Source organism: uncultured Anaerococcus sp., from assembly GCF_963512375.1.
Classification (GTDB): Bacteria; Bacillota; Clostridia; order Tissierellales; family Peptoniphilaceae; genus Anaerococcus.
The window spans coordinates 22,794-47,077 of the sequence record NZ_CAUPMI010000019.1; the positions used below are offsets into that span (position 1 = coordinate 22,794).

General features: G+C 40.4%; 24 protein-coding genes. 4 read left to right on the top strand and 20 right to left on the bottom strand.

Annotated features, from left to right (window positions below; genetic code table 11):
• Positions 1-92: 92 nt before the first annotated feature.
• Positions 93-797 carry a zinc metallopeptidase gene (locus RRB46_RS08350; RefSeq protein ID WP_311538187.1) on the bottom strand — a complete coding sequence of 235 codons (705 nt, stop codon included), beginning with the start codon at positions 795-797 and terminating at the stop codon, positions 93-95.
• A gap of 37 nt (positions 798-834) precedes the next feature.
• Positions 835-1,131 (bottom strand): type II toxin-antitoxin system RelB/DinJ family antitoxin, encoded by a 297-nt coding sequence (locus RRB46_RS08355; RefSeq protein ID WP_311538188.1) that lies wholly within the window; start codon positions 1,129-1,131, stop codon positions 835-837.
• 129 nt (positions 1,132-1,260) lie between these two features.
• On the opposite strand from RRB46_RS08355, the gene RRB46_RS08360 reads away from it, so the two are divergent.
• Complete coding sequence (locus tag RRB46_RS08360) at positions 1,261-2,136, top strand: acetamidase/formamidase family protein (RefSeq protein WP_311538189.1); 876 nt, start codon at positions 1,261-1,263, stop codon at positions 2,134-2,136.
• 45 nt (positions 2,137-2,181) lie between these two features.
• Here the strand turns inward: RRB46_RS08360 and RRB46_RS08365 are convergent, their stop codons facing one another.
• From RRB46_RS08365 to RRB46_RS08435, 15 genes are all read right to left on the bottom strand, one after another.
• On the bottom strand, positions 2,182-2,826 hold the full coding sequence (locus tag RRB46_RS08365) for a hypothetical protein (RefSeq protein ID WP_311538190.1): 645 nt from the start codon (positions 2,824-2,826) through the stop codon (positions 2,182-2,184).
• A 51-nt stretch (positions 2,827-2,877) separates the two neighbouring features.
• Positions 2,878-4,272, bottom strand: a complete 1,395-nt coding sequence (locus RRB46_RS08370) for a glycoside hydrolase family 32 protein (RefSeq protein ID WP_311538191.1) — start codon at positions 4,270-4,272, stop codon at positions 2,878-2,880.
• Positions 4,265-6,226, bottom strand: coding sequence for a sucrose-specific PTS transporter subunit IIBC (locus tag RRB46_RS08375; RefSeq protein WP_311538192.1), 1,962 nt, complete (start codon positions 6,224-6,226; stop codon positions 4,265-4,267). Before RRB46_RS08375 ends, RRB46_RS08370 begins: the two co-directional genes overlap by 8 nt.
• Positions 6,227-6,393: 167 nt before the next feature.
• Complete coding sequence (locus tag RRB46_RS08380) at positions 6,394-7,488, bottom strand: hypothetical protein (RefSeq protein ID WP_311538193.1); 1,095 nt, start codon at positions 7,486-7,488, stop codon at positions 6,394-6,396.
• The gene (locus RRB46_RS08385; RefSeq protein WP_311538194.1) at positions 7,488-8,594 is read right to left on the bottom strand and encodes a hypothetical protein; all 1,107 of its coding nucleotides are present in this window, start codon (positions 8,592-8,594) and stop codon (positions 7,488-7,490) included. Before RRB46_RS08385 ends, RRB46_RS08380 begins: the two co-directional genes overlap by 1 nt.
• A gap of 37 nt (positions 8,595-8,631) precedes the next feature.
• A complete protein-coding gene (locus RRB46_RS08390; protein ID WP_311538195.1) occupies positions 8,632-9,792 on the bottom strand; it encodes a hypothetical protein in 1,161 nt (386 codons plus the stop codon).
• 193 nt (positions 9,793-9,985) lie between these two features.
• Positions 9,986-10,978 carry an ornithine carbamoyltransferase gene (gene argF, locus RRB46_RS08395; protein WP_311538196.1) on the bottom strand — a complete coding sequence of 331 codons (993 nt, stop codon included), beginning with the start codon at positions 10,976-10,978 and terminating at the stop codon, positions 9,986-9,988.
• Between the two features lie 135 nt (positions 10,979-11,113).
• Positions 11,114-11,740 (bottom strand): ATP-binding cassette domain-containing protein, encoded by a 627-nt coding sequence (locus tag RRB46_RS08400; RefSeq protein ID WP_311538197.1) that lies wholly within the window; start codon positions 11,738-11,740, stop codon positions 11,114-11,116.
• On the bottom strand, positions 11,733-12,524 hold the full coding sequence (locus tag RRB46_RS08405; protein ID WP_311538198.1) for an ATP-binding cassette domain-containing protein: 792 nt from the start codon (positions 12,522-12,524) through the stop codon (positions 11,733-11,735). The genes RRB46_RS08400 and RRB46_RS08405 overlap by 8 nt, the downstream gene beginning before the upstream one ends.
• A 4-nt stretch (positions 12,525-12,528) precedes the next feature.
• Positions 12,529-13,374, bottom strand: a complete 846-nt coding sequence (locus RRB46_RS08410) for an ABC transporter permease (protein ID WP_311538199.1) — start codon at positions 13,372-13,374, stop codon at positions 12,529-12,531.
• Positions 13,367-14,341: an ABC transporter permease gene (locus RRB46_RS08415; protein ID WP_311538200.1), complete on the bottom strand. Its 975-nt coding sequence runs from the start codon at positions 14,339-14,341 to the stop codon at positions 13,367-13,369. The genes RRB46_RS08410 and RRB46_RS08415 overlap by 8 nt, the downstream gene beginning before the upstream one ends.
• Position 14,342: 1 nt before the next feature.
• Positions 14,343-15,989: an ABC transporter substrate-binding protein gene (locus tag RRB46_RS08420; RefSeq protein WP_311538201.1), complete on the bottom strand. Its 1,647-nt coding sequence runs from the start codon at positions 15,987-15,989 to the stop codon at positions 14,343-14,345.
• A gap of 155 nt (positions 15,990-16,144) precedes the next feature.
• Entirely contained in the window at positions 16,145-16,549 is a 405-nt protein-coding gene (locus RRB46_RS08425; RefSeq protein WP_311538202.1) for a DUF3842 family protein, read from the bottom strand.
• A 281-nt stretch (positions 16,550-16,830) separates the two neighbouring features.
• Complete coding sequence (locus RRB46_RS08430) at positions 16,831-17,484, bottom strand: TrkA family potassium uptake protein (RefSeq protein WP_296128771.1); 654 nt, start codon at positions 17,482-17,484, stop codon at positions 16,831-16,833.
• A gap of 10 nt (positions 17,485-17,494) precedes the next feature.
• On the bottom strand, positions 17,495-18,841 hold the full coding sequence (locus RRB46_RS08435; RefSeq protein ID WP_311538203.1) for a TrkH family potassium uptake protein: 1,347 nt from the start codon (positions 18,839-18,841) through the stop codon (positions 17,495-17,497).
• A gap of 163 nt (positions 18,842-19,004) precedes the next feature.
• Here RRB46_RS08435 and RRB46_RS08440 point away from each other — a divergent pair, with 163 nt between their 5' ends.
• Complete coding sequence (locus tag RRB46_RS08440) at positions 19,005-20,708, top strand: DUF2207 domain-containing protein (protein ID WP_311538204.1); 1,704 nt, start codon at positions 19,005-19,007, stop codon at positions 20,706-20,708.
• Positions 20,709-20,983: 275 nt separating this feature from the next.
• Here the strand turns inward: RRB46_RS08440 and RRB46_RS08445 are convergent, their stop codons facing one another.
• A complete protein-coding gene (locus RRB46_RS08445) occupies positions 20,984-21,439 on the bottom strand; it encodes a hypothetical protein (RefSeq protein WP_311538205.1) in 456 nt (151 codons plus the stop codon).
• Positions 21,440-21,447: 8 nt separating this feature from the next.
• On the bottom strand, positions 21,448-21,954 hold the full coding sequence (locus RRB46_RS08450; protein WP_311538206.1) for a hypothetical protein: 507 nt from the start codon (positions 21,952-21,954) through the stop codon (positions 21,448-21,450).
• 78 nt (positions 21,955-22,032) lie between these two features.
• Between RRB46_RS08450 and RRB46_RS08455 the strand changes: the two genes are divergently transcribed.
• The gene (locus RRB46_RS08455; RefSeq protein ID WP_311538207.1) at positions 22,033-23,052 is read left to right on the top strand and encodes a M42 family metallopeptidase; all 1,020 of its coding nucleotides are present in this window, start codon (positions 22,033-22,035) and stop codon (positions 23,050-23,052) included.
• Positions 23,053-23,061: 9 nt separating this feature from the next.
• Positions 23,062-23,640, top strand: coding sequence for a signal peptidase I (gene lepB, locus RRB46_RS08460; RefSeq protein WP_311538208.1), 579 nt, complete (start codon positions 23,062-23,064; stop codon positions 23,638-23,640).
• 221 nt (positions 23,641-23,861) lie between these two features.
• Here lepB and RRB46_RS08465 read toward each other — a convergent pair.
• Positions 23,862-24,284, bottom strand: a 423-nt coding sequence (locus tag RRB46_RS08465; RefSeq protein WP_311538209.1) for an LPXTG cell wall anchor domain-containing protein, incomplete at its 5' end; no start/stop codon positions are given.

The following is a 24,284-nucleotide window of genomic DNA, read 5'->3' on the forward strand; positions in this document are numbered from 1 at the left end:
CATTTAATAAAAGATAAAATTACGAAGAATTAAAATAAATAATAATATTATATTTAATATATAGAAAAAGGGATTATTAAGGGAATTCTCCCTTAATCTCCCCTTCTATTGTTATTACCAAATAGTATTATCAATCTTAAAAACTGCAAAGCAGTTGTTATAGTAGCTGCCACATAAGTAAGCGCAGCTGCACCCAGCATTTCTTTTGCTCCTGGTATTTCGCTTGCTTCTAGGATGTTTGCTCTTTCTAGGACAACTAGGGCCCTTTTGCTGGCGTTAAATTCTACCGGTAGGGTTACTAGCTGAAATATAAGTGTTAGCGAAAATAGGATTAGGCCTAGGCTTACTAGTTTCTGCTTTGAAAGTATTAAGCCTCCTATCAAAACTGGCATGGATAGTTTTGAGCCTAGATTTACTGCTGGTACTATAAAGGATTTGATTTGCAGTGGCAAGTAGCCTTCCTTATATTGGATAACGTGGCCTATTTCGTGTAGGCTTACGGCAAGGCTTGCTATTGAGGAATCGGTAAAGGACCCATCTGATAGGGCTACTTCTTTTGTGACTGGGTTGAAGTAGTCAGAAAGTGACCCCCTTACCCTTTTGATTGTGATATCATTGTAATTGTTATAATCTAGGACCATTTGAGCTGCCCTTGCTCCTGTTATTCCTCTTTTTGATTTGATTTTCTCGTATTTTCTATATTTACTTTGTATATTTGCCTGGGCAAGCATTGAAATAACAAAACCTATGAGGACTAATATCATAGTCTTGTCAAAATATAAGCCATATGGATACATAATTTTCTCTCTTTCTATTTTTATTAATTAATTAAAATTATTTAGCATGTTCTAAGATTTCTTCAAAGGCTGTGTCTAAATCAGTATACTCTCCTCTTTTGCTAGCTTCTATAGCTTCTAGAATTAAATCATCTATTTCTTCCCTACTAAGGTCAGCTATGTCTACTGGCTTTTTGATCTTGGCTGCAAAGGGCATGCCCCCGTCTACTATTACCTGCCTATAGAACATATCTACAGCTGTAGATGCTGAAATCCCCATCTTTTTAAAGATTGCCTCAGCCTTTTCTTTGACTTCTGGTTCAAGTCTTACAACTAGGTTTGATGTCTTGGCCATGATTTCCTCCTTTTTTCTTATTATATGACAAATGTTATTTTTGTAAATCATTTGTATATACATTTCCTTCTTTGATTTTATTCTTTAACGTGGTATAATATTTTCTATATTATTTTCAAAGGAGAAAGCATGATTAAAATTGATACTAATATGGTAATTTATGCCATGGATAAAAATAATAAGGAAGCTGCTAGGGCCAAGGATGGGGATAAGGTTCGTTTTGAAACTCTTGATTGTTTCTCATGCGAGGTAACTAGCGAAGACCAAGAGCTTAGTGGGGTTGATTTTGACAAGGTAAATCCTGCCACAGGTCCACTTTTTGTTGAAGGAGCCATGCCAGGTGATGTTTTAAAGGTGACTATTGAAAAAATAGAAGTGGTGGACCAAGGTCTATCCATGGTTGAAAAGGGCCTTGGAAGGCTTGGCGATAAGATTGACATGCCTAAGGCTAGGATGGTCGATGTAAAGGGAGATAGGGCTTACTTTAGGGGACTAGAGTTTCCTCTAAATAAGATGGTTGGTGTAATTGGAACAGCTCCAGCAGGAGAAGCCATACCAACAGGTGCACCACACGATCACGGTGGAAATATGGACTGTACCCAGGTTAAGGAAGGGGCTATTTTGTACCTACCTGTAAATGTAGAAGGAGCTCTCCTTGCCCTAGGCGACCTCCACGCTGCTATGGGTGATGGTGAAGTTGGCGGCTGTGCCCTTGAAATCAATGGAGCTGTTGAGCTTAAGGTGGAAGTGGTGAAGGATTTTGCCTACAAGACACCAATGATAGATGTGGATAATAAATATATCACCCTTGGCTCTAGAAAGTCTATCGATGAGGCAAGCGACCTTGCTCTTGCAAACATGGCTGACCTAATCATGAAAAAAACCGACCTAGATTTCTATGACACAAATATGCTCATGACCATGGCAGTAGACCTAATTTCTTGCCAAGTGGTAAACCCAAATATGACCATGAGGGCAGAAATATCTAAAGATATCTTTAAATAAAATAATCTCCAAGCGAATTTATTGTAAATACTCGCTTGGAGATTTTTATTTACACTTTACATAAGTTTCATAAGTAGGCTCTGAGTTTTCTTTGAAGAAGTCTTTCATCATGCTTGCCAAGGGGTCTGTCGTGTCTGCTTCGAAGAAGATTTTATCATTTGTTTTGTAAGCTTCTAGAAGGGTGGCCCCTATTAAATCTTTTGGATTTTTAAGGTCAAAGCCTGCTAAATAGGCTATTTCGTCAGCTTCTAGGAAGGCTGCAAAGATAATTTGACCTTTTTCTTCATAATATAGGGCATTTTCTAGGATTGTACATGCAAATTCTTCTAGGCCCAGGCTTAGGGGGTTTATGCTTTGGTGGGTTTTTTTGTAATAATCATAAAGAAGCTTTAGACAAGTATGGTAGGATTTTTGGCCCTTTGTGGTTTTTTTAAGCTTTAGTCCCTTATCGATGAGGGGATTTTTTAGGTCGGCTTTTCCTACTTCTAATTCGTAGGTTACTCGCCTTAGGCTAAAGCCGCACTTTTTTATAAAAGCTATGACATCTTCCTGATCCGAATAAAGGCCTATTTGCAAAGCCTTGCCGGATTTTTTTATGAGCTTATCAAAGTCTTCTGGCTTTATTTGACTCATGTCTTTTATTTTTATGTAGAGGTTCTTTGAGTGAAATTTATTTGTGTAGGTTTCCATAGGTCTCCTTTAAAAAATTAAAGCTCCCGGCTGAGAGCTTTTACTTTATTTTTAAGAAAATTTAAATGATTCTAGTCGGTAGATTTCAAAATCTAGGTCTTCTGCTTTGAAATATCCATCCTCGGCGTAGACCCTAGTGGTCATGACGTAGGCGCCTCCGTTTATGAAGATTTCTAGGGATGACCTATCTGAAAATATTCTTAAGCTTGTGATTTTATCTATTTTTATAAACCTTTCATCTCTTCCCGAGCCAGACTTGCCCATTTTTAGGGATAAGATGCCGTCTCTGTAGGCTAGAGTTGCATCAGGTCTTAAATAAATCTTAAAATCGCCCTTTATATTGTAAGCACAGGCTTCAAAGGTCAATTCTTCGTAAAGCTTTCCCTTTTCTAGGTCTATTTTTTCATCTCTTAGGGATTTAAGCTCTTCAAGAGGTTCTTGGATTAGCCTATTATTTTTGATTTTTAGCTCTCTTGGGATAGTTAGGGCGTGTTGCCATTTGTATTTGACTGATGGGTTGGTGTAGTCTGCATCTGGGATTCCCATCCAGCCTACAAGGATTCTTCTTGCCTTTTCATCCTCAAAGGTCTGTGGGGCGTAGAAGTCAAAACCGTAGTCTAGCTCTTCAAATTCTCCTAGCTTGTAGGTCTTATTTTCTAAATCTAGGTCTATGAAAAAATATCCTGACTGGTAAATATTTTGATACTTGTATTTCTCACTTGCAAGGCCCTGTGGGCAGCAAATTAGGATTTGCTTATCACCTAGGTCAAAAAAGTCTGGGCACTCCCACATATAGCCAAAATCATAGGCAGTTTCTATTCTCATGTGGTAGGTGAAATCTCTTAAATTTTCTGATTTGAAAACTAGGACCATACCCTTATCAACCTTGGACCTGGCTCCCAAAAACATATAGTAGGTCCCGTCTTTCTTATAGATTTTAGGGTCTCTGATGTGCTTGGTCATGTCAGCTGGATAATCGTCATTATCCATTATGAGGATTTTTTCATCATAGGTATAGGCATCAGAATCTATTCTTAGGGTGTTGTGTTCTCTGCCTTCGTTAATCCCATCAAAGTCGCCCGGATATTTGACATTGCCTGTGTAAAAGAATGAAAGCTTATTATCTTCTATAAAGGCTGAACCTGAGTAGGCACCATTCTTGTCATACTTACTATCTGGAAAGATGAAAAAATCTTCTCTCTTATAATTTATAAGGTCAGGACTTGAGACATGGCCCCATCCAATATCGCCCCTATTTTCATCAAGAGGTGAAGCTTGGTAATAAAAATGATAGGTTCCGTTCATCTGACAAAGGCCGTTTGGGTCATTTAGCCAACCTGTCTCTGGATAGATGTGATAAGCTAGAAGAAGTGGATCTTTTTCCACTTCTTCCTTCATTTTTTGTAATTTTGCGGAATTTTCTTGGTAGATTTTCCTATCAAGCATTTTTAATCTCCATTATCTTGGCAGCCTTATCTCTTAGGCCCTGCTTAAATTTGATATCCATACCATCTGAATCCATGATTATTACCATGGTTTGGTCAGATAGGCCCTTGGATTTAATAAGGTCTGAGTCAAATTCGATTAGAAGGTCGCCTGTTTTTACCTTATCCCCATCTTTTACATGCTTGGTGAAACCCTGACCATCTAGGGAAACTGTGTCTACCCCGACGTGGATTAGGACATTTATTCCATCTTCTGAACTTAGGGTTACAGCATGGCCTGTAGGGAAAATTGATGCAACTTCACCGTCAAATGGGGCGTAAACTCTTCCCTCGCTTGGGTTGATGCAAACTCCATCGCCCATCATCTTTGATGCGAAGGTTTGGTCAACTGATTGGCTGACATTAAAGACCTCGCCCTTTACAGGGTTAAAGATTTCGATTATTTCCTTTTTAGATGTGGCTGCCTTTACTTCTTCTTTTTCTGCTGGTTTTTCAACTGGCTTTTCTGGAGCTTTTGGCTGTTCTTTTGCTTTTGGGGCTGATTTTTCCTTTGCTGCAAACATATTTGATTTGCCAAAGAAAATTGTTAGGCCAAAGGCTACGACCATTGCAATTAAAAGGCCGATTATAAAGTCAAGCCAGTTTTCTGGTCTAATTGAGATGATACCAGGTATACCTGCAGCGCCTAGGGCAACGGCAAGAACATGTCTTAAGGCAATGTAGGCAGAACCTGCTGCAGAACCGATGATCGCAGCTATAAATGGATATCTTAGCCTTAGGGTGATACCAAACATAGCAGGCTCTGTGATTCCAAGCATGGCTGACACACCTGATGCAGCAGCGGTTGATTTCATTTTTTCATTCTTTGTTGTAAGAAGGACAGCTATAACTGCAGCTCCTTGGGCAACGTTATTCATTGATGCTGTTGGGAAGATAAAGGATCCACCTGACACAGCTTGATTTGCAATAAGTTGGGTCTCAATTGGTATAAAGGAATGGTGCATACCTGTAAGGGTAATTGGTGCATAAAGCAGACCAAAGATTGCCCCGCCCACAAAACCAAGCTTGGTATAGATAAAGGTGATGGCGTTTGTAAGCATATCACCAGCGCTTCTCATGATTGGACCAACTAGGATAAAGGTGATAAAACCTGTTACTAGGGTCGCTAGAAGTGGAGTTGTAAGGTTATCTAGCCAGATTGGGGTCTTATCGTGGAGGAAGTTTTCAATCTTTGCAAGTATCCAAGATACGGCAAGAACTGGTAAAACTGTTCCTTGATAGCCAACGGCTGGAATTGCAAGGCCCAAAATATTCCAAACTGGCACATCAGCAGGGGCTGTTGTACCTAAGGCATAGGCATTTAAAAGCTCTGGGTGGACCATAATCATACCCATGGCAGCTCCTAAAAATGGATTGCCTCCAAATTTCTTAGTCGCAGAAAAGCCTATGAGGACTGGAAGGAAGGCAAAGGCTGCTGATGAGAAGACATTGATCATATTAGCCAGGTCTGCTATTTGTGGATAAAGGCTAATAATCGAATCTGTCCTGCCATTAAAAAATGGACTGGTTAAGATGTTGTTTATACCCATCAAAAGACCGGCAGCAACTATGGCTGGAATGATTGGGACAAAGATATCAGATAAGACCTTGACCCCTCTTTGGAGGATATTGCCCTTTGGCGCATCACTTGCCTGGGCTTCTCCGCTTTCTCCAACGATTTTTCCTACCTCTCCTGTAACTAGGTTGACCTTGCCAGGGCCAAGGATTACTTGATATTGGCCATTGGCAATGTTTGTGCCTTGAACGCCTTCTAGGTCATCGATAAAATCCCTGTCAATCTTATCAAAGTCCTTTAGGACTAGCCTTAGTCTTGTGGCGCAGTGCTGGTAGGATGTGATATTATCCTTGCCGCCAACCTTGTCGACGATAATTTTCGCCAATTCTTGATTGTTCATAGATGATTCCTTTCATAAAATTTGAATAATATTTATAAATCTTAATTATGATAAAAATTTATAAATATTATCTCTTATATTAATTATAGCATTGTTAAGCATGATAATGCAAAGGTTTTTATGAAAATTTTGGCCAAAAGAAAAGCCGGATTATACCGGCTAAATTTCTATAAATTAAGGGCCCTGTCCACATTTCTGATGAAATCTTGGACGTTTGTTACCATAGATACTGCTGTGACTGTACCCCTGTCTGAGAGTTTGTTTACAGCAAATTCTTGGATGTCGATGGTATACATATAGACAGGTCTGACCTTTTCATCAAAGATATTATATGATGGGGTCATGTTGCCTGTGGCAATTGTGTAAAGAATCGCAGACATCATTATGATTGTGGATGTCTTTCTTGCGTGTTTTCTCATCTCATTTTGGGCCTGGTAGACATTGTTTATTGTCTCTGGTAGGCCAAGCCTATCTCTGATGGTGCCTGCAATTACAACTGGTATATCCATCTCCACACTTGCCTTCATAAAGCCATCCTTAACAAGACCGCTTTCTACAAGGGCCTTAGTTGACCCATATTTTCTGGCAAGGTTGATGGTCTCAAAGAGGTTTCTTGTGGTGTTTTGCTCTTTTTCAAAATGTTCTTGGCCCCAAGATGTGCCATAGATTCCCTTTTCTAGGTCAAAGGCAGCTGTTTCTGTACCGCAAAAGATGGCATTTACATAGCCATTTCTTATTAGCCTTTCTAGGGCAAGTCTTGAGTCACGGTCTAAGGCTAGGGCAGCGCCGACAATTAGGGTCACATAGCCCCCATTTTCCTTTTCGTGTTTGAGAACTTCATAAAGATTGTCATAGTCCATGGAAAAGGCTGTTTCACGAGACCTGCCTGCCCTAAAGGCGAAGGTATCAACGTGGTCATCTGGCTCTAAAAAGCCCTCTGTCCACACATAAATTCCCTCAGAAGCGTCTTCGGTGCGGCCGATAACTACCTTATCGCCTTTTTTTAGATTTCTAAATTCGACAATATCCACGCTCTCTCCGCCCTCTGTGTCATTTGCTACACAGACTGTATCCATTCTTGACTGGCCGGCTAGGACCCATTTGCCGTTTATCTTGAAATATTCAGGATAAACTGATAAGGCGTGGTAATTTCTAGGGCTTAGGCCATCAACTGTAACTTCCTCTAGGGTCACATTTGGAGCATTTTTTAGAAAATCCTGATCAAAATCTGGATGATGGTATTTTGGCATTTCTAGGCTCATTACTTTTCTCCTTTCTGGCTATTTTTATCATCTACTAGGGCCTTTTGGAGGTTGACTACAAAGTCTTGGACATTGGTCACCATTGGCACTACTGCGAGGCTTTCCCTGGCTGCTTCTACCTTGTGGACGACATTTTCAGTAACATCGACAGAATATAGGTAGACTGGAGAAACCTTGCCGTCAGCTCTCTTCCTGTAGGATGAGGCCATATTTGCCACTGAAAGTGAGTGGAGCATGGTTGCTATACAAATTATAACTGTGGCCTTATCTAGCTCTTTTTTAGTTTCTGTAAGGGCCTTATCTGTATCGCCGATGACCTCTGGAAGTGGGCCGTCATCTCTAATTGACCCTGAAAGGACAAATGGCACGTCCATTCCTGCTAGGGTCTTGATAATGCCGTCTTTGACATGGCCTTCTTTGATAAATTCTTTGATAGAGCCTGCTATCCTTACTTCGTTTAAGAGGTCTAGGTGGTTGTAGTGACCCATTGGTTGGTTTTCTTGGGTGTAGATATTTTGGCCAAGGGCTGTATTTAAATATCCTCCCTCAAGGTCGTGGGTTGCCATGGCATTACCGCCAAGAAGGCTATCTATATAACCTTCTTTAGCCAAGGCATTTAAGGCATTTCTTGTATCATAGTCAAAGACAACTGCAGGGCCTAGGACCCAAACTATATAGCCATCTTCAGAATCTCTTTCGTGTTTTAAAAGTTCAAATAAATAGTCATAGTCTCTTGAAGAAGAAGTCTCAACTGACCTGCCTGGCTTGGAGTAGGCATCGGCTCCAAAGGCATTTTCATCGAAAAAAATCCCTTCTTCTAGATTTCCTTCCCTGCCTAATACTATTTGGTCGCCCTTTTTAATTTCCCTAATTTCCTTGATTATAATTTCCCCATCAACAAGGCTTGCCACACAGTTAAGACTGTTGTGGTCTGGTAGGGTAAACTTGCCATCAACCTTATAAAATGTAGGCTTGTGGTGGGTAAGGTAAAAGCCATCTGGGGCTATGCCATCAGCTTCTGCTGGGCAAGTTTTAATATTTTCCGCCTTGGTAAATTCTTCCTTAGAAAAATCTGGCAAGGCAAGTTCTGCTAGTTTAAATTCCATGTCTACTCCTTTTTATTTTTAAAATTTAACATCAATCTTACAAGAAGGCAAGCAAAGTCCAAAGCAAATGGGCAAAAAATCCTGCACATAGACCCCCTATGGTGTGGCAAATTATGGCATTGCCTGTCATTTCCTTGGTATCTAGGGCATCCATCATGGCTATGTGGGTTGATAGATAGCCTGACCAACACATACAGATAGATGTGAAAACTGCTATGTCATTGCCTGAAATTATTCCCCTGCCTGCCATATCTGCCACAAGGCCTATGGCAGCTCCTGCTGAGCCTAGGGCTGTGATTGGAACGGCTATGGCCTCTGGGCTTTTAAAGCCAAAAATTGGATTTATTATAAAGGATAATTTCTCACCGATTACTGGAAGGAGGGCTATGCCTTGGTTGGCTTCTCCTGTATAGCCATTTGCTCCTGGCCCATTTGTTAGCATAATTACAAAGGTACAAATAAGGCAAACCCCAGGAATTATGGCCACTCCCATGTCTACTCCGACCCTGCCCCCATCAAGGAGGGCTGTGATAAATCTAGAGCCGACAGAGCCTTCTCTTACCTGCCTAAAGCCAGCAGGGATAGGCTTTACAGACTTGGTTTCTACCATTTCTTCTGTCCCGTAATATTTTTTGGTCTTTCTAATCATAAGCCTTACTGATACGATAGATCCGCAGACTGCTCCCATTAGGCCAACTATGGCCGCCTTTAGGGAAGCCTCAACAGGCAGGGCCATCATAGATGTGACTGTAATAAGGCCCATGCCAAAGGCTGTGCCTAGGTTTGTTAGGGCTGGCATCTGGTATTTTTTAAAATACATCCTAAAATTATCATCCCTAGCCAAGGTGAGGATGGCTGGGTTATCAGACATAAAGCAGGATAAAACTCCTAGAGAGCTTGCTCCTGGTAGGTCATAGATAGGGCCCATGAGCTTAGAAAGAACCTTATTTACCAGTGCAATTACCCCAAATTCTGAAAAAATTGCAGAAAGGCCTCCCGCAAGAACTGCCACCGCCATCAGGTAGAAGCAAACATTCATCAAGAGGTCAAAGGAGGTGAGCATCATGGTCTTGACCATGTTTGTCCCACCCATAATATTTGCCATATAGATAAAAAGTCCCAAAAAGAGGCCCAAAAATATAAAGACCTCGGCGCTTATATCTTTTTTTAGATTTTTATTTACATCAAGCTTGTCCATCTTATTTCCTTATGTAGAGATTTAATTAACGATTCTTATCGCCTATTTTCTTTTAAATTTATTAGACTACTTTTACCATACCAATCATATGGCTAAAAACTAGGGCAAGGCTTATCAAAGAGCCTTTCCTAAAAAGTTTTTTAAAACAAAACCCAGCTCTAGGATTATCCTAGGGCCAGGTGATATTCGCTATCTAGCATAAAGTTGCATACATTACTGCTTTTATGGTGTGCATCCTGTTTTCTGCTTCGTCAAAGACTAGGGATTGTTTTGATTCAAAGACTTCATCTGTAACTTCGATTGAGTCAAGACCATATTTTTCAAAGATTTCCTTGCCAACCTTGGTTTCCTTGTCGTGGAAGGCTGGTAGGCAGTGGAGGAAGATGGCTTCTTTGTTGGCCATGTCCATGATTTCTTTTCTAACTTGGTAAGGTTTTAAGATCTTGATCCTTCTTTCCCATTCTTCAGCTGGCTCACCCATTGATACCCACACATCTGTGTAGATTACATCGGCATTTGTAGCTGCTTCCTTGACATCTTCTGTAAGGGTTACTGTTGAGAAGTTTTCTTTGGCAATTTTCTTGCATTCTTCAACTAGCCATTCTTCTGGGAAGAGCTCTTTTGGAGCACAGGCTACGAAATTTATACCTAGTTTTGCACAAACTACCATTAGGGAATTGGCCATATTATTTCTAGCATCGCCGAAATATACGAATTTAAGGCCCTTAGAATAACCAAAGTGCTCTTCGATTGTTAGGACATCGGCTAGCATTTGGGTTGGGTGCCATTGGTCTGTTAGGCCGTTCCAAACTGGTACACCTGAGTATTTTGCAAGCTCTTCTACGTGTTCTTGCTTAAAGCCCCTAAATTCTATACCATCATAGATCCTGCCAAGGACTCTGGCAGTGTCGGCTACAGATTCCTTATGGCCCATTTGTGAACCTGTTGGGTCAAGGTAGGTTACTCCCATGCCTAGGTCATAGGCTCCTACTTCGAAAGAACATCTGGTTCTTGTGGATGTTTTTTCAAAGATGATTGCTATATTTTTGCCCTCAAGATATCTGTGAGGAACACCAGCTCTTTTCATGTCTTTGAAGTTTTTTGCTAGGTCTAAAAGGTATCTGATATCTGCTGATGAGAAATCAAGAAGTTTTAGAAATGATTTACCTCTGAAATTTTTTGCCATAATTTACTCCTTTTATGTCCATAAAGTTTTATTAACTATATTTTAACATATTTTTAAAAACTTTGCAGTATATTTTTAAAAATATTTGCCTCCACGAGCCAGCAGGCTATACTCAAACAAAAAAGCCACAACAAGCTATTTTTTGTCGCAGCTTTCCTTATTTATATCTCTAAGGTCGATTATCCTATCAGCTATGAGGTCCAAAAGGGCCTTGTTATGGGAAATAAAGAGGATGCCGACCTTTTTATTTTTGGCAAAGTCTAGCAAAATCTTGCAAATCTCAGCCTGGTTTATAGTATCAAGCATGCTTGTGACTTCATCTGCTATAAGGTATTTGCAAGAATCTCCCATGACTCTTGCCAGGCAAATTCTTTGGAGTTCACCGCCTGATAGCTCTACAGGGAATTTTTCTAAGAATTCTTCCCTAATGCCAAAGGCCTTTTTTATTTCATCAGAAACAAGCCAACCTTCATTTAAAATCTTTCCCACCTTCCAAGTGATATTTACATTCTTTTCTGGATTTTGGTGAACCATTTGAACTGGCAAAAAGCCCTTAAGGTCTCTAATATCCTTGCCATCTACAAGGACAGTCCCCCTTGGAGCCTTGATGAAACCAGCCATAAGTTTGCCAAGAGTCGACTTGCCGTAACCAGATGGGGCCACAAGACCTAGTACCTCACCTCTTTTTAAGTTAAGGCTTAAATTTTTTATAATATCCCTCTTCCCATCATAGGAAAAGGACAAATTCTTTACTTCAATCATTTTCTATCCTGTCTAAGTTCATGCCATTTTCAGGCAGGGCCCTTATAAGCCTTTTAGAATAGGGATTTGTAAGGCCTGCCCCCTTATTAGCAAAGGCAGACCTATCCCCTACTTCTATAATCTCTCCCTCATAAAAAATCCCAATCCTATCGGCACAGGCAAGTGCCATATTTATGTCGTGGCTTATAAGAAGGAGGGTCTTGCCAGCTTCCTTCATCTTTTTAAAATAGCTGACAATCTCATCCGTAGCCTCTTTATCCATGCCAGGGGTCGGTTCATCTGCAATTATAAAATCTGCCCCACTTAAGATGGCATCACTTACAAGGACCCTCCTAGCCATACCACCAGAAAGCTCTCTTGGATACATATCATCAACATCACTCCCCAGGCCAAAAGATTGGTAGACCTGTCTTTGCTTATGATACTCCTCCCTTTTAAGGGTCATCCTGGCTTGGTCCTTAGTCTTTAAAAGTGGATTAAGGGATGTAATTGACTGGGGAATGAAAAATATTTCCCTGCCCCTGACCCTGTCTAAAAGATTTTGGTCAAGAATTTTCCCCTTATAGAGGATTTCTCCCTCGCAAAAGCCATTGTAGGGCAAAAGACCAAGGATGGCGGCAGCTAAGAGGCTTTTTCCAGAGCCTGATGCCCCAAAAATCGCCATAATTTCACCCTCCCTGACATCAAGGCTTAGATTTTTAATTATATCAAGCCTTCTTCGCCTCAAGCCCTTGCTGTATTGGTCAAAGGCCACATTTAAATTTTTAACTTCTAATATATTCATAAAATCACCTGTGATATGAGTAAGGATCTAGCAAATGTTTGATATCCTCGCCCAGCCTATTTATGGCAAAAACCAAAAAGCAAAGCAAAAGTCCCGGGAAAAATGCCAAATGCCAAGATCCACCTATGAGGTATTTCATCGATTCTGATAAGATTATTCCTATAGATGGGCTGGATAAGGAAAGGCCAAAGCCCAGAAAGGAAATGGCTGACTCATGAAGGATGGCGTGGGGAAAGAGCAAAATAAGGCCTACAAGCATCTGGGGGAAAATCTCTGGCAGGATGTGGTTTTTAAAAATATAAAGCCTAGATTTGCCCATTGCCCTTGATATCTTTATATAATTTTCATCCTTGAGAGCAAGAATTTCTCCCCTCAAAAGCCTGGTAAGGCCTGTCCAGTGGGTAAGGCCTATTCCAAGTATAACTCCCCTAAGGCCTCTTCCTGCAGCAATTGCCACTAGGATTAGGACCATCATGTGGGGAATGGAAAGGCTTAGGTCAATTATAAAATTAATTACCTTATCCAGATACTTATTGCCAAAAGATAAGAAAAGGGCGAAGACACTTGCCACAAGGAGGGCTGAAAGAGAGCCCAAAAAGCCAATCTTTATGGAAGTGGCAAGGCCCTTGATTGTCCTTAAATACATGTCCCTACCGGTCTGGTCTGTCCCAAATATGTGAGAAAGACTTGGTCCTTGTAATTTATTTGCAAAGTCAATTGCAAGGTCATTTTCATTAATCATAGCCCCTCTGATAAAGATAAAGGCCACAAAAGCTATAGCAAGGCCAATCCCTATAAGGGTCTTTTTCCTAAGGCTCATAGAAGATTTCTTGATTAATATCCTATTCATAGGCCCCTCCTAGTCTTACGTCAAGCCTTGGCAGGATTAAATCCCAAAGCCTATTGCCAAGATAGACAAAAATCGAAGAAAAGAGAACCAGGCCCAAAAGCAGTGGCGCATCAGACCTAAGGCCAGCTTCTACGGTCAGGGACCCAATGCCTGGATAGTTGAAGACATTTTCAACTAAAATCGTCCCAGAAAAAAGCTCCGAAAAATAAGTAAAGAGCAGGCTAAGGCCTGGTAAAATCAAATTCTTAAGGGCATACTTGTTAATAATTTCTCTTTTACTCATGCCACGGGCCTTGGCATAGGTGATATAATCCTCATTTAGGATATCTTCGGTCTTGGCCCTGGTGTGGAGGATTATGTTTGAAGTCCCAACCAAACTTATGCAAAGACATGGCAAAACCATATGGTATAGCCTATCAGCAAAGCTGATATCTTCTGTCAAAACTCCCACAGGTGAGCCCATGGAGGCTGGAAAAATCTTAAGCTTAAGGGAAAAAATCATAATAAGGACCAGGCCTAGCCAAAAGCTAGGAGTCGATGCAAAAATAATGGCATAGGCCTTGATAAATTTATCCCTAAGGCTGCCTATATTTGCACCAGCAACTAGGCCTAGGAAAATCCCCAAGACCCCTTGCAAAATCCAGGCTAGGGCCATCAGCATAAAGGAATTGGCAAAGCCCTCTTTTATTATGGTCATAACCTCCCTATTATAAATATTTGAAATCCCCAAGTCGCCCCTAATAAGATTTGAAATCCAACTTATATATCTTTCAAAAAGGGGCTTATCAAGGCCCCACTTGGCTATGAGGGCTGCCTTTTGACTTTGGTCAAGCCCACTTCCCTTAGCCCTGGCAAAGGAGGCTATGGGGTCAATTGGTGATAGGTCCAAGAGCAAAAAACTTATAAAGGATACTGCCAGGATGAAAAGAATAAAGGTGACAAGCTCCCTTAAAATTTTCTTCCCCATCTTATTCCCATTTCCAGTTGGCTATAGAATCTATAAGGGTGTAGCGAGATGAGTGTGGCTCAATCTTTGTCTTGCCAAGCTCTAGACCATCTCTTACAAGGTAGAGGTGGTTTTCATTTACAAGCCATACCCAAGGACAATCGCCCTTCCAAGAAAAACCACCTTCACCATCCCATTGGGCCTTTTTGAAATTATCATAAAAGTCTTCCAAATTATCTGCTGAAAGGCCATCTTCAAAATATTTATCAACCCTTTCATTGGCATAGAAATTGGTATTGTAATAGTCATAGCCCCTAAATTTTGAAGCATAAGAATAGTACATATCTAGTGGGTCGTAGCCTCCCCAACCAAAGAGAACTGCCTGGCTATACATCTTATCTGCAAAAAAGTCCCAATCTCCATAAATTGGATTTACATCGATGCCAATTTCCTTAGCCTTTTCAGCAAAATATACTGCGAGATTCTCCCTATCTTGGTAGGCATAGTAGAGGTCAAATTTAGCCTTTAGGCCGTCCTTTTCCCTAATGCCGTCAGGGCCCTCTTTCCAACCTGCCTCATCTAGGATTTTCTTGGCAGCTTCTGTATCTCCATCCTTTATATCAGCAGTTTCCTCATTGTACCAAGGAAGATTATCTGCTATGGATGTAGCCTTGGTGGCCTCGCCATTTAGGACATGATCTATTATCTCTTGCCTATCCATGGCTATGTTTAGGGCCTTTCTTATGGCTATATCGCTTGTAACGTCATTTCCAATTGGTGCGCCTGGTGCTAGGGTCTTATCATCTGTGACCTCTCCAGTATTAGCCACAACTGGAAGGGAGATGCCTCTATTGTCTACAGTTTTAACTGAAAGCTGGTGGAAGCCTTCTACTTCCATATCCTTGGCTGTGTAAGGGATTCTAATAATATCACAAAGGCCTTCCTTGGCTGTGGCAAGGGCTGCGTCATCATCCTTAAAGAAAATGAAGGTCACCTTCTTAAATGGAACCGCATCCCCATAATAGTATTCATTTGGCGCTACTATCATCTCTTGACCCTTTTTCCATTCGACAAGCTTAAAGGGACCAGATCCTACAGGATTTTCCCCGTAGCCGTCCTTATATTTGTCCTTGCTTACAATTCCAAGGGATGCCATAGTGGTTGTAAAGGAAATGTCTGGTTTTTCTAGGATAAGGTTAAGGGTCTTATCGTCGACTTTTTCAGCCTTTACGAAACGGGTGAGGTTGATGCCGGCAGTATTTTCTTCCTTGGCCTTGGTGTAGGAAAATACTACATCATCAGCTGTAAGGGGACTTCCGTCTGAAAATTTGAGGTCGTCCTTGAGGGTGACTGTGTATGTAAGCTTATCATCAGAGATTTTATAATCTTCTGCCAAATCATTTACTATATTTAAATCCAAGTCTCTCTTAAGTAGGGATGAATGGAAGATGAGACTTGATGAATGGCTTGCCTCATGGATTGGGTCAAAGCCCTTTTCTGGCTCAGAGCCAATGCCAAGGATTAGTTCATCCTTTGGATGGCTAGTTTCCACTTGTGTCTTTGTTTCTGTTTTTGTTTCAGTTTTAGCTTCATCTTTCCCGGCCCCACAAGCTGTAAGTGCAAGGCTTAGGGCCAAGATAGCTATAGTTTTACCTAATAATTTTTTCATAGATTCTCCTTTTGCAATAAAAATAGGCATAGGTCACCCGTCTGAGTTTCCTATACCTTCTTAGTATAATTGCTTAAATATTTGCCCCTCTTTAGCGAGGGAGTTTGGATATTCTTATCCCGGCCACTTCTGCGACCTAAAATGCTTCCTGCATTTTATAAATTCTTTTCAACTTCTATAATGGCAAGGTCGACAAGTTTTTTGATCGAATAATCGGAAATCCCTACAATTATATTGTCATCATGCCTAAAGGGAATTAGGATTTTAATAGCAGGCGATAAGGATACAGCCTGGCTAATCTTTTCTGTGATTTCTCCATATAGGGAATTGGTAAGCATAATCCCAATTGGTCCTAGGATTATATCAGCCTTGGCAGCATTTACCACTACCGGATTTTCTCCAGTGGCTCCCCTATTTGCCCCAGCCTTTAGCATGGCGCTTGTGGCTAGAGAATTTGTCCCAACACAGGTTATATCAAGGTCTTTGTGGCGGGCCCTTAATTTTGTTATAAGCTCTTTGCCAAGACCTCCGCCCTGGGCATCTATTACAAGTATCCTCATAAATTCCCCCTAATAGAAGATTACGATATTATTATAACATAAGAAAATGTTTTTTAAAAGAATTACTTAATATGAAAAGGGACCCGGCAGGGCCCCTTCACATAGAAAAGAATAAGTTAGTCCTTGTTTTCATAAGGGAAAACATCAAGGAATTAATAATGAAAAACCTAGCTAATTTGATAGCTGCTATTATTATAACACAAATTTTATCTTATGCAAACTATTTCATGAATTTTTTTTCATATTTAATCCATGCTCTTTGCATAAAAGCTTTCGTTTTCCTAATTATCACATTCTTCGATTTTTTCTATGTCTTTATTTTCTCCAATTATTACAAGGAGGTCATATTCTTCTATGACCTCATCAGGGCGAGGAGATACGATCATATCGCCATTTCTCTCAAAGGCCACCACGTTTAGGTCAAACTTATTTCTAAAGTCCAAATCCTTTAGACTCTTGCCAACCCAAGTCTCGTGAGCCTTGACCTCGGCCATGGAGAATTTATTTGAAAATTGGATAAATTCCATAAGATTTGATCCAGAAATGAGCCTTGCAAGCCTTTCCCCACTGTCTCTTTCTGGGAAAATTATCCTATCTGCCCCGATTTTTTTAAGAATCCTAGCCTGAACAAGGGATGTAGCCTTAGAAATTACAGTTTCAATACCAGCATCCTTGCAAAGAAGGGTCGCCTCTATACTTGATTCAAGATTTGATCCTGTAGCAATTATAGCTATGTCAAAGTTTTTGATTCCAAGCTCCTTTAGGGCATCAGGGTCTGTGATGTCTGCTTGGGCGGTGTAGGCCACATCGTCTGCTAGCTTTTGGATCTTGTTATAGTCCATATCTACAGCCATGACCTCTATGTTTTTTTCTGATAGCTTGCGGGCTAGGGCAGATCCAAACCTGCCTAGGCCTAGTACGATAACATTTTTCATATTTACTCCTTTATCCTATAGATATAAAACTTTCTGGATATCTGATTAGTGATTTTCTAGTCTTCATGCCAAAGGCAAAGGCCATGGTCATTGGGCCAATCCTGCCTAGGTACATACAAATAGTTATTAAAATCTTGCCAATATTTGAAAGATTTGGGGTCATTCCCATGCTTGCCCCAACTGTGGCAAGGGCTGATACAGTCTCATAAAAAATTTCTACAAGGCCTGCCTTTTCTGTAATAGTAAGGATAAAGCTTACAGAAAGGATAATTGTCACAGATACTGCAAAGATAGCAAGGGCCTTTCTCACAGTATCAGCTCCTATGTGTCTTTTAAATAAAACCGGCTCATCTTCTCCCCTTATAACAGCAAGGGTTGAAAGGATGAGGACGCCAAAGGTTGTAGTCTTAATCCCCCCTGCAGTAGATCCTGGAGAGCCACCTATAAACATAAGGCCTGCCAAAAGAAGAGCTGTAGAATCCTTGATATTTTCAAGCTTAACCGAATAAAAGCCTGCCGTCCTTGCTACAGTGGATTGGAAGAAGGATTCTGTAAGAGAAGCCCCAAGGCCCTCCCCAACAAGGACTCCCCCATCCTTTTCAAGGATAAAAAATCCAAGGGTACCCACAGCTAGAAGGATAGCTGTAAGGCTTAGAACAAGTTTAGAGTGGGTTGAAATCTTTTCAAAAGACCTCCTCTTAAAAAGCTCACTTGTCACCACAAAACCAAGACCACCGATAATAACCAGGCCACAAAGGGTGGAATTTACAAGCAAATCATCCCTAAAAGGATAGATGCTATCGCCCAAAATATCAAAGCCAGCATTACAAAAGGCTGATATAGAGTGAAAAATAGACACCCAAAGCCCCTTAGCAAGGCCAAAAATCGGTACAAATCTAATAGCTAAAATCATAGCCCCAATTAGCTCCACCCCAAAAGAGAAGAAAAGCACATACTTAAATAAGGCAATCATGCCCTCCAAACTTTCGACATTGAGCTGTTCTTTTAAAATTTGCCTAGAGCTTAGGCCAATTTTCTTGCCCAAAATTAGAGGAATCATCGAGGTAATACTCATCACCCCCAGTCCCCCAATTTGGATAAGGACAATAAGTAGAAGATGACCGTAAGAGTTCCAATGCTCGAGGGTATTTACAGGGCTAAGGCCAGTAACACAAGAAGCACTTGCTGCCACGAATAAGGCATCAATAAGGCTCGTTTCATTACCACTACGAGAAAAAAATGGCATCCTTAAAAGCAAAGTTCCAATTGTGATTACAATGGCAAAGCCCAGGGTAAGGACCATAGGCGGGTTGTGGGTTATATTGTCATATATTTTGGATAAAAAATTCTTTTCCATATTAACTCCTAAAACAATGCCCCTTTTCGCAAAAAGAAAGGGAGTAACTAGCTAAATTCTACAGTTTTTTAGCGATTTGTCAAAGCCAATTTGTTAAAAATTAATACAAAAATTTTCATTCTGGGTAAAATAAAATATAAGAAGATATAAAGAAAGGATGACTATGAAAAAACTACTGACAATAATTGCCATGAGCCTAATGATTTTCTTGCCTAAAGAGGCCTTGGCAGATGAATTTAAGGAAATAAATATAGAGGCAAAGCTAGATGAAAAGGGCACAGGCTCTATAAAGGAAAGCTGGCATATAGATGAAAATGACACAGACTATACAGAAAGATACAAGGCCATAAATAATCTTAGAGGCCTTAAAATCGAAAATTTTTCTGTATCATCCTTTGGCAAGGATTTTGAAAAAGCAGACCCTTGGGATATAGACAAGTCCTTTGAAGAAAAGGCCTACCGCTACGGCACAGTCCAAAAAGATGATGGATACGAGCTTTGCTGGGGCATAAGCAAGTATGGGGACAATAGCTATGACCTAAAATATAAGATAAGTCCCCTAGCCATCGGTCTAAATGATGCTGACATGGTCTTTTTCAAATTTGTGGGAGATGACTTTGACCCCATGCCAGAAAAAGTAAATATCAAAATCGCATCCTACAAGCCAATAGGAAAGGATGTGAAATTTTGGGGCTTTGGCCTTAGGGGTCATATAGAAAATAAGGATGGAGTCATAGAGCTTAATTCTACTGGAGGGATTGACTATGCCACAGTCATGATCAAATTCCCAAAGGGGACCTTTGCTACTTCCTACAGGGAAGATAAGAATTTCAAAGATTATGCCGACCAGGCTGTGAAAGGGTCTAAATGGGAAGAAAACCAAGGTAAGGCCTATAAACCTCCAATGCCAATATGGGCCAAAATTCTAATAGGTCTTGCAGCTGCCACGGGTCTTGCAGGAGCCTTTGCAGGCATCCGTGCCGCTAAGTTAGCATTTTCTGAAAAAAGAATAACAAATCTCAAAGACCTTAGAAAGCCAAAGGACTTTGGCAGGGAATATTTAAAAGATATCCCTTATGATGGCCACATCGAAGACTTGGCCTTTATAATAGAAAAGACCTACATCAATTCTATAAATCTAGCTGAAGATTATGTAAATGCCTTCATCCTCAAATGGGCCCTTGCTAAAAAAATCGACCTTGGAGAGGATAAGTATGGCCTAGTTTCAGAAAAGAAAATCAAAATCCTAGAAAAACCCGACAACATGGGAGTCCTCGAGGGCAAATATTTCGACACCCTTTATAAGGCAAGTCTAAGCAGCCATGATGGCTTCCTTACAGATTATGCCTATCAAAAATACCTAGAAAAAAATAAGGACGCCCTCGATAATTTCTATGAGGACCTAGAAGACCTTTCTCTTGCGACCCTCAAGGAAAAAGGCTACATCGAAGACTATGAGTACGAAAAGACCTTCCTATCTTCATCAAGGACAGGGACTGAGCTAAGGTTGACCCAAAAGGGTATAAGCCTTTATGAAGACCTATGCAAGTTTAAATCCTACCTTGCAAACTACGAGCTTGTTGGAGAAAAAAGCCAAGAAGAGATGCCTAAGTGGAAGGACTTTCTAATCTATGCCCAAATCCTAGGCCTTGGAGAAAGCTTTGAAAAAATAGTAGGAAGGGATGATTATTACATGAATAATTTCATCTACTATCCATATTTATTTTCAAACTCCAGAGGCTTTTCAAAATCCATCAACCAATCTTATGGCGAGGCCACAGGCTTTTCAAACGCAGGCTTTGGCGGTGCCACATCTGTTGGTGGAGGCGGTGGATCCTTCGGTGGTGGAGGTGGCGGCGGCCGCTAAAACTTAGGAAAAAAATAACTGGTAAGGACCAAAATCCCTTACCAGCAAATAACTATATCGACAAAATCCAAAAGAAAGCGTTCCGTTCGGAGGAAATTTCAAGAAATTCAAATCGAAATAATCCGACCGTAATTCGCACTGTTTGAGCGTAAGCGAGTTTGCGAATTACAGGATTATGAGTTTTAGAATTTCTAAATTTCCGTAGTCGGAAAAGCGTTTTTGGATTTTGTCTTTTTATAAGCTGTTAAGGACTAAATCCCTTTACCAGCTATTTTTTAATTAATCACATTGACCTTCTGCCCCTTAAGAAGTTTAATAAGGTCCTTTTCCTTCTTATAAGCAAATCTCATATTATCCTGGGCGTTGGCCTCCTTGAAATTTACTATCAGAAGGAGGTTTTTCTCAGCCCTTGATAGGGTCACAGACTTAATCTCATCAAGCTTTACCTTTTTATTTAAAAATGGGTTAAGCTTATTGGTATAAAGAAAATCCCTACTAAAGCCCCTAGCAATTATGCCCGAATAGTTCCAAAAAATTATGGCAAGGCCAATGGCTAGGGTGTTTATAATATAAGGCTTAAAGACCCATTGGTAGATGGCAAACATGACTAGCATCATAAGATAGACTGCAAGGTCCACCTTGGTAAATTTAACCCTAATTTTAATTCCAGAAAAAAGATAGAGGTTATAAAGACCCAAAAGGGCAAAAACCCCTGCTAAGATAAATATCATATCCCCTCCTAGTTACTAGCAGAACTTGCAGCTGCGGCTGCTTCGCTATCCTTGATATTATTTAGGCAAATCACAAGGGCGATCATTGCCTCAGTATAAGCTTCATCTAAGACCCTTAGCTCGTATTGGTCGGTCATGGCGAAAAACACCTTAGAAATCTCCCCAATTTTTTTGCCATCAAGGCTAATATCAAAATCATAATCCCAAATAGATCCCTTAAGATTAATGGTCCCAAAATCTGTTTCTATATCGACCTTCCTTCTCAAAAAACTTAGCCTAGACTTGATAGTCATTTGGCTTCCATCCTTAAAATCTACAAAATAAGTAGGCAAAAAGGATAGGATCTTTCTCTCAACCTTAAAGGCCTCCTTCATATCCCTATCATAAACCCTTGACCTATAGCCAAAAAAGGTAAAATCCTGGTCCAAATAAAAGGCCTTGTCATTTTTTTCATCCATAATCCAGTACTTGTCAGTTATTTTGAAAAATTTTTCCTTAAAATAGTATTTTTTCATATAAAACTCCTTTGGTTTTATCACAATTTATAATATAGTATTTATATTAGATTATACCCGAGAAAAGAAAGGAATAATATGAATACAATCACAAATTATATAAAAGAATTAGTAAATACCCCATCTCCAACAGGCTTTACCATGAAGGCCACAAAATACCTTTGCGATGAGTTTGAAAAGCTAGGCTATAAGCCTTACACAAATAAGAAGGGCAATGTCATAGTCCCAATAAATGAAATGGAAGGGGATAATGGCCTACTCTTATCAGCCCACGTTGATACTTTGGGCCTTATGGTTAGGTCAATAAAGGCCAATGGGGCCCTAAAGCTTACCACAATCGGTGGTTTTCCTTATAATTTTGTAGAATTTGAAAATGTCACCATCCACACCAGATCTGGTAAGGAATATACTGGAGTTTGCAGGCTAAATAATCCAGCAGTCCATGGCTCATCCGACCCAAGAGAGGCCAAACGTGATGACACCACCATGGAAGTAGTAATAGATGCCATCACCCATTCTGCGGAAGAAACCAGGGCCCTAGGCATAGAAAATGGTGACTTCATCTCCCTTGACCCTAGATTTAGGATAGACAATGGCTTTGTCAAAAGCCGCCACCTAGATGATAAGGCATCAGCAGGCATCCTCCTTGCCCTAGCCAAGGAAATTAAGGATAAGGATATAAAGATAAACCGTCCTTTATATATGATGTTTACAGTCTATGAAGAAGTAGGACATGGGGCAAGCTCAGGCCACCCTGCTGGTATCTCTGATATGGTCGCAGTAGATATGGGAGTAGTCCACGACGATCTAACTTGCGATGAGCTAAAGGTATCAATTTGTGCCAAGGATTCGTCAGGTCCTTATAATTATGACCTAACCAATGATTTGATAGCCACCGCCAAAAAGGTCGGCATAGACTATGGAGTAGATATCTATCCATTTTATGGGTCTGATGCATCTGCCGCTGTGGCAAGTGATTATGACTATAGGCACGCCCTAGTAGGATGCGGTGTAGCAGCAAGCCACGGCTATGAGAGGACACATGAGAAGGCAATCAAGGGCCTCTTTGACCTCTTAGTACATTTTGTTCAAAGATAGGAGATTAAAATGGACAATAAGGATTTTGAAGAAAATAAAGACAAGATAGAAAATAAAGATAAGAACAAATTTTTGGCCAAGCTTTGGGATTTTATAAAGACCTTTGCGGCAATTTTTCTAATAGTCTATGGTCTCAAATATTTTGTAGTCGACCTTACAGCTGTCTCTGGTCATTCCATGGACCACACCCTTGCTACAGGCGATATCATGCTAGTAGATAAGATATCCAAAAACTTTGGCAAAAAATACAAGAGGGGAGATATAGTAATCTTTAATTCCCCAACCGAACCTTGGAAGCTCTACGTCAAAAGAGTCGTAGGTCTCCCTGGTGAAAACGTTGAAATCAAGGATGGGGATGTCTATATAGACTTTGAAAAACTAGACGAAGACTACCTGGATAAGGGTATGGTCACAGAGCCAACAAGCGATATAGTAGGTTGGTATGTAGGTGAAGACCAATATTTCCTCCTAGGTGATAATAGGGTCAAGTCTAATGACTCCAGAAACTTCGGTCCTGTCTCAAGAGATTATTTCATGGGAGAGGCCTTAATGAGGATCTACCCATTTGATAGGTTTAAAACTTACTAAAAAAAAATCAGCCCTAAGCAAGCGCTTGAGGCTGATTTTTTGTGATTTGATTAGTAATTGCTAGGTCTTTTATAACTAGAAGGCCTGTGTTTATGGGCTTCCTCGTCAAAGTCTGGCAGCTTTTCTGTCGGAATGACAGCAGGCTCTTAGCTTTTTAATTTAATAATGACCTAGCAAAAAAGTAGGAGGCTTAGTGCCTACCTACTTTTTTTAATGAAAACTTATTCGTCTTCTTTTCTCTTTTTCTTAGTAGCAAGAAGTCCTGCTATTGATATACCCATGCTTGTTATGATTGGGGCAACTGAGCCTATACCAGTTTTTGGATTCTTTGTCTTATTTTCTTTATTAACAAAAGCTAAGTTTCCAGCTAGGTTTTCTGTATTTCCTTGGGCTTCTGCTGATTTTTCAGGTCTTGCTGGAACTCCTGGAGTCTCAGGTACTTCTGGTTTTTCAGGTTGGCCTGGCTTACCTGGTTTTTCAGGTTTTTCTGGAGTTTCACCTGGTGTACCTGGTTCACTTGGCTTGCCTGGTTCTACAGGTTTTTCAGGTCTTTCGCCTGGTGTGCCTGGCTCTTCAGGTTTGCCTGGTTTTTCTGGATCATTTGGTTTTGGATCTTCTGGCTTTGGATCTTCTGGTTTTGGATC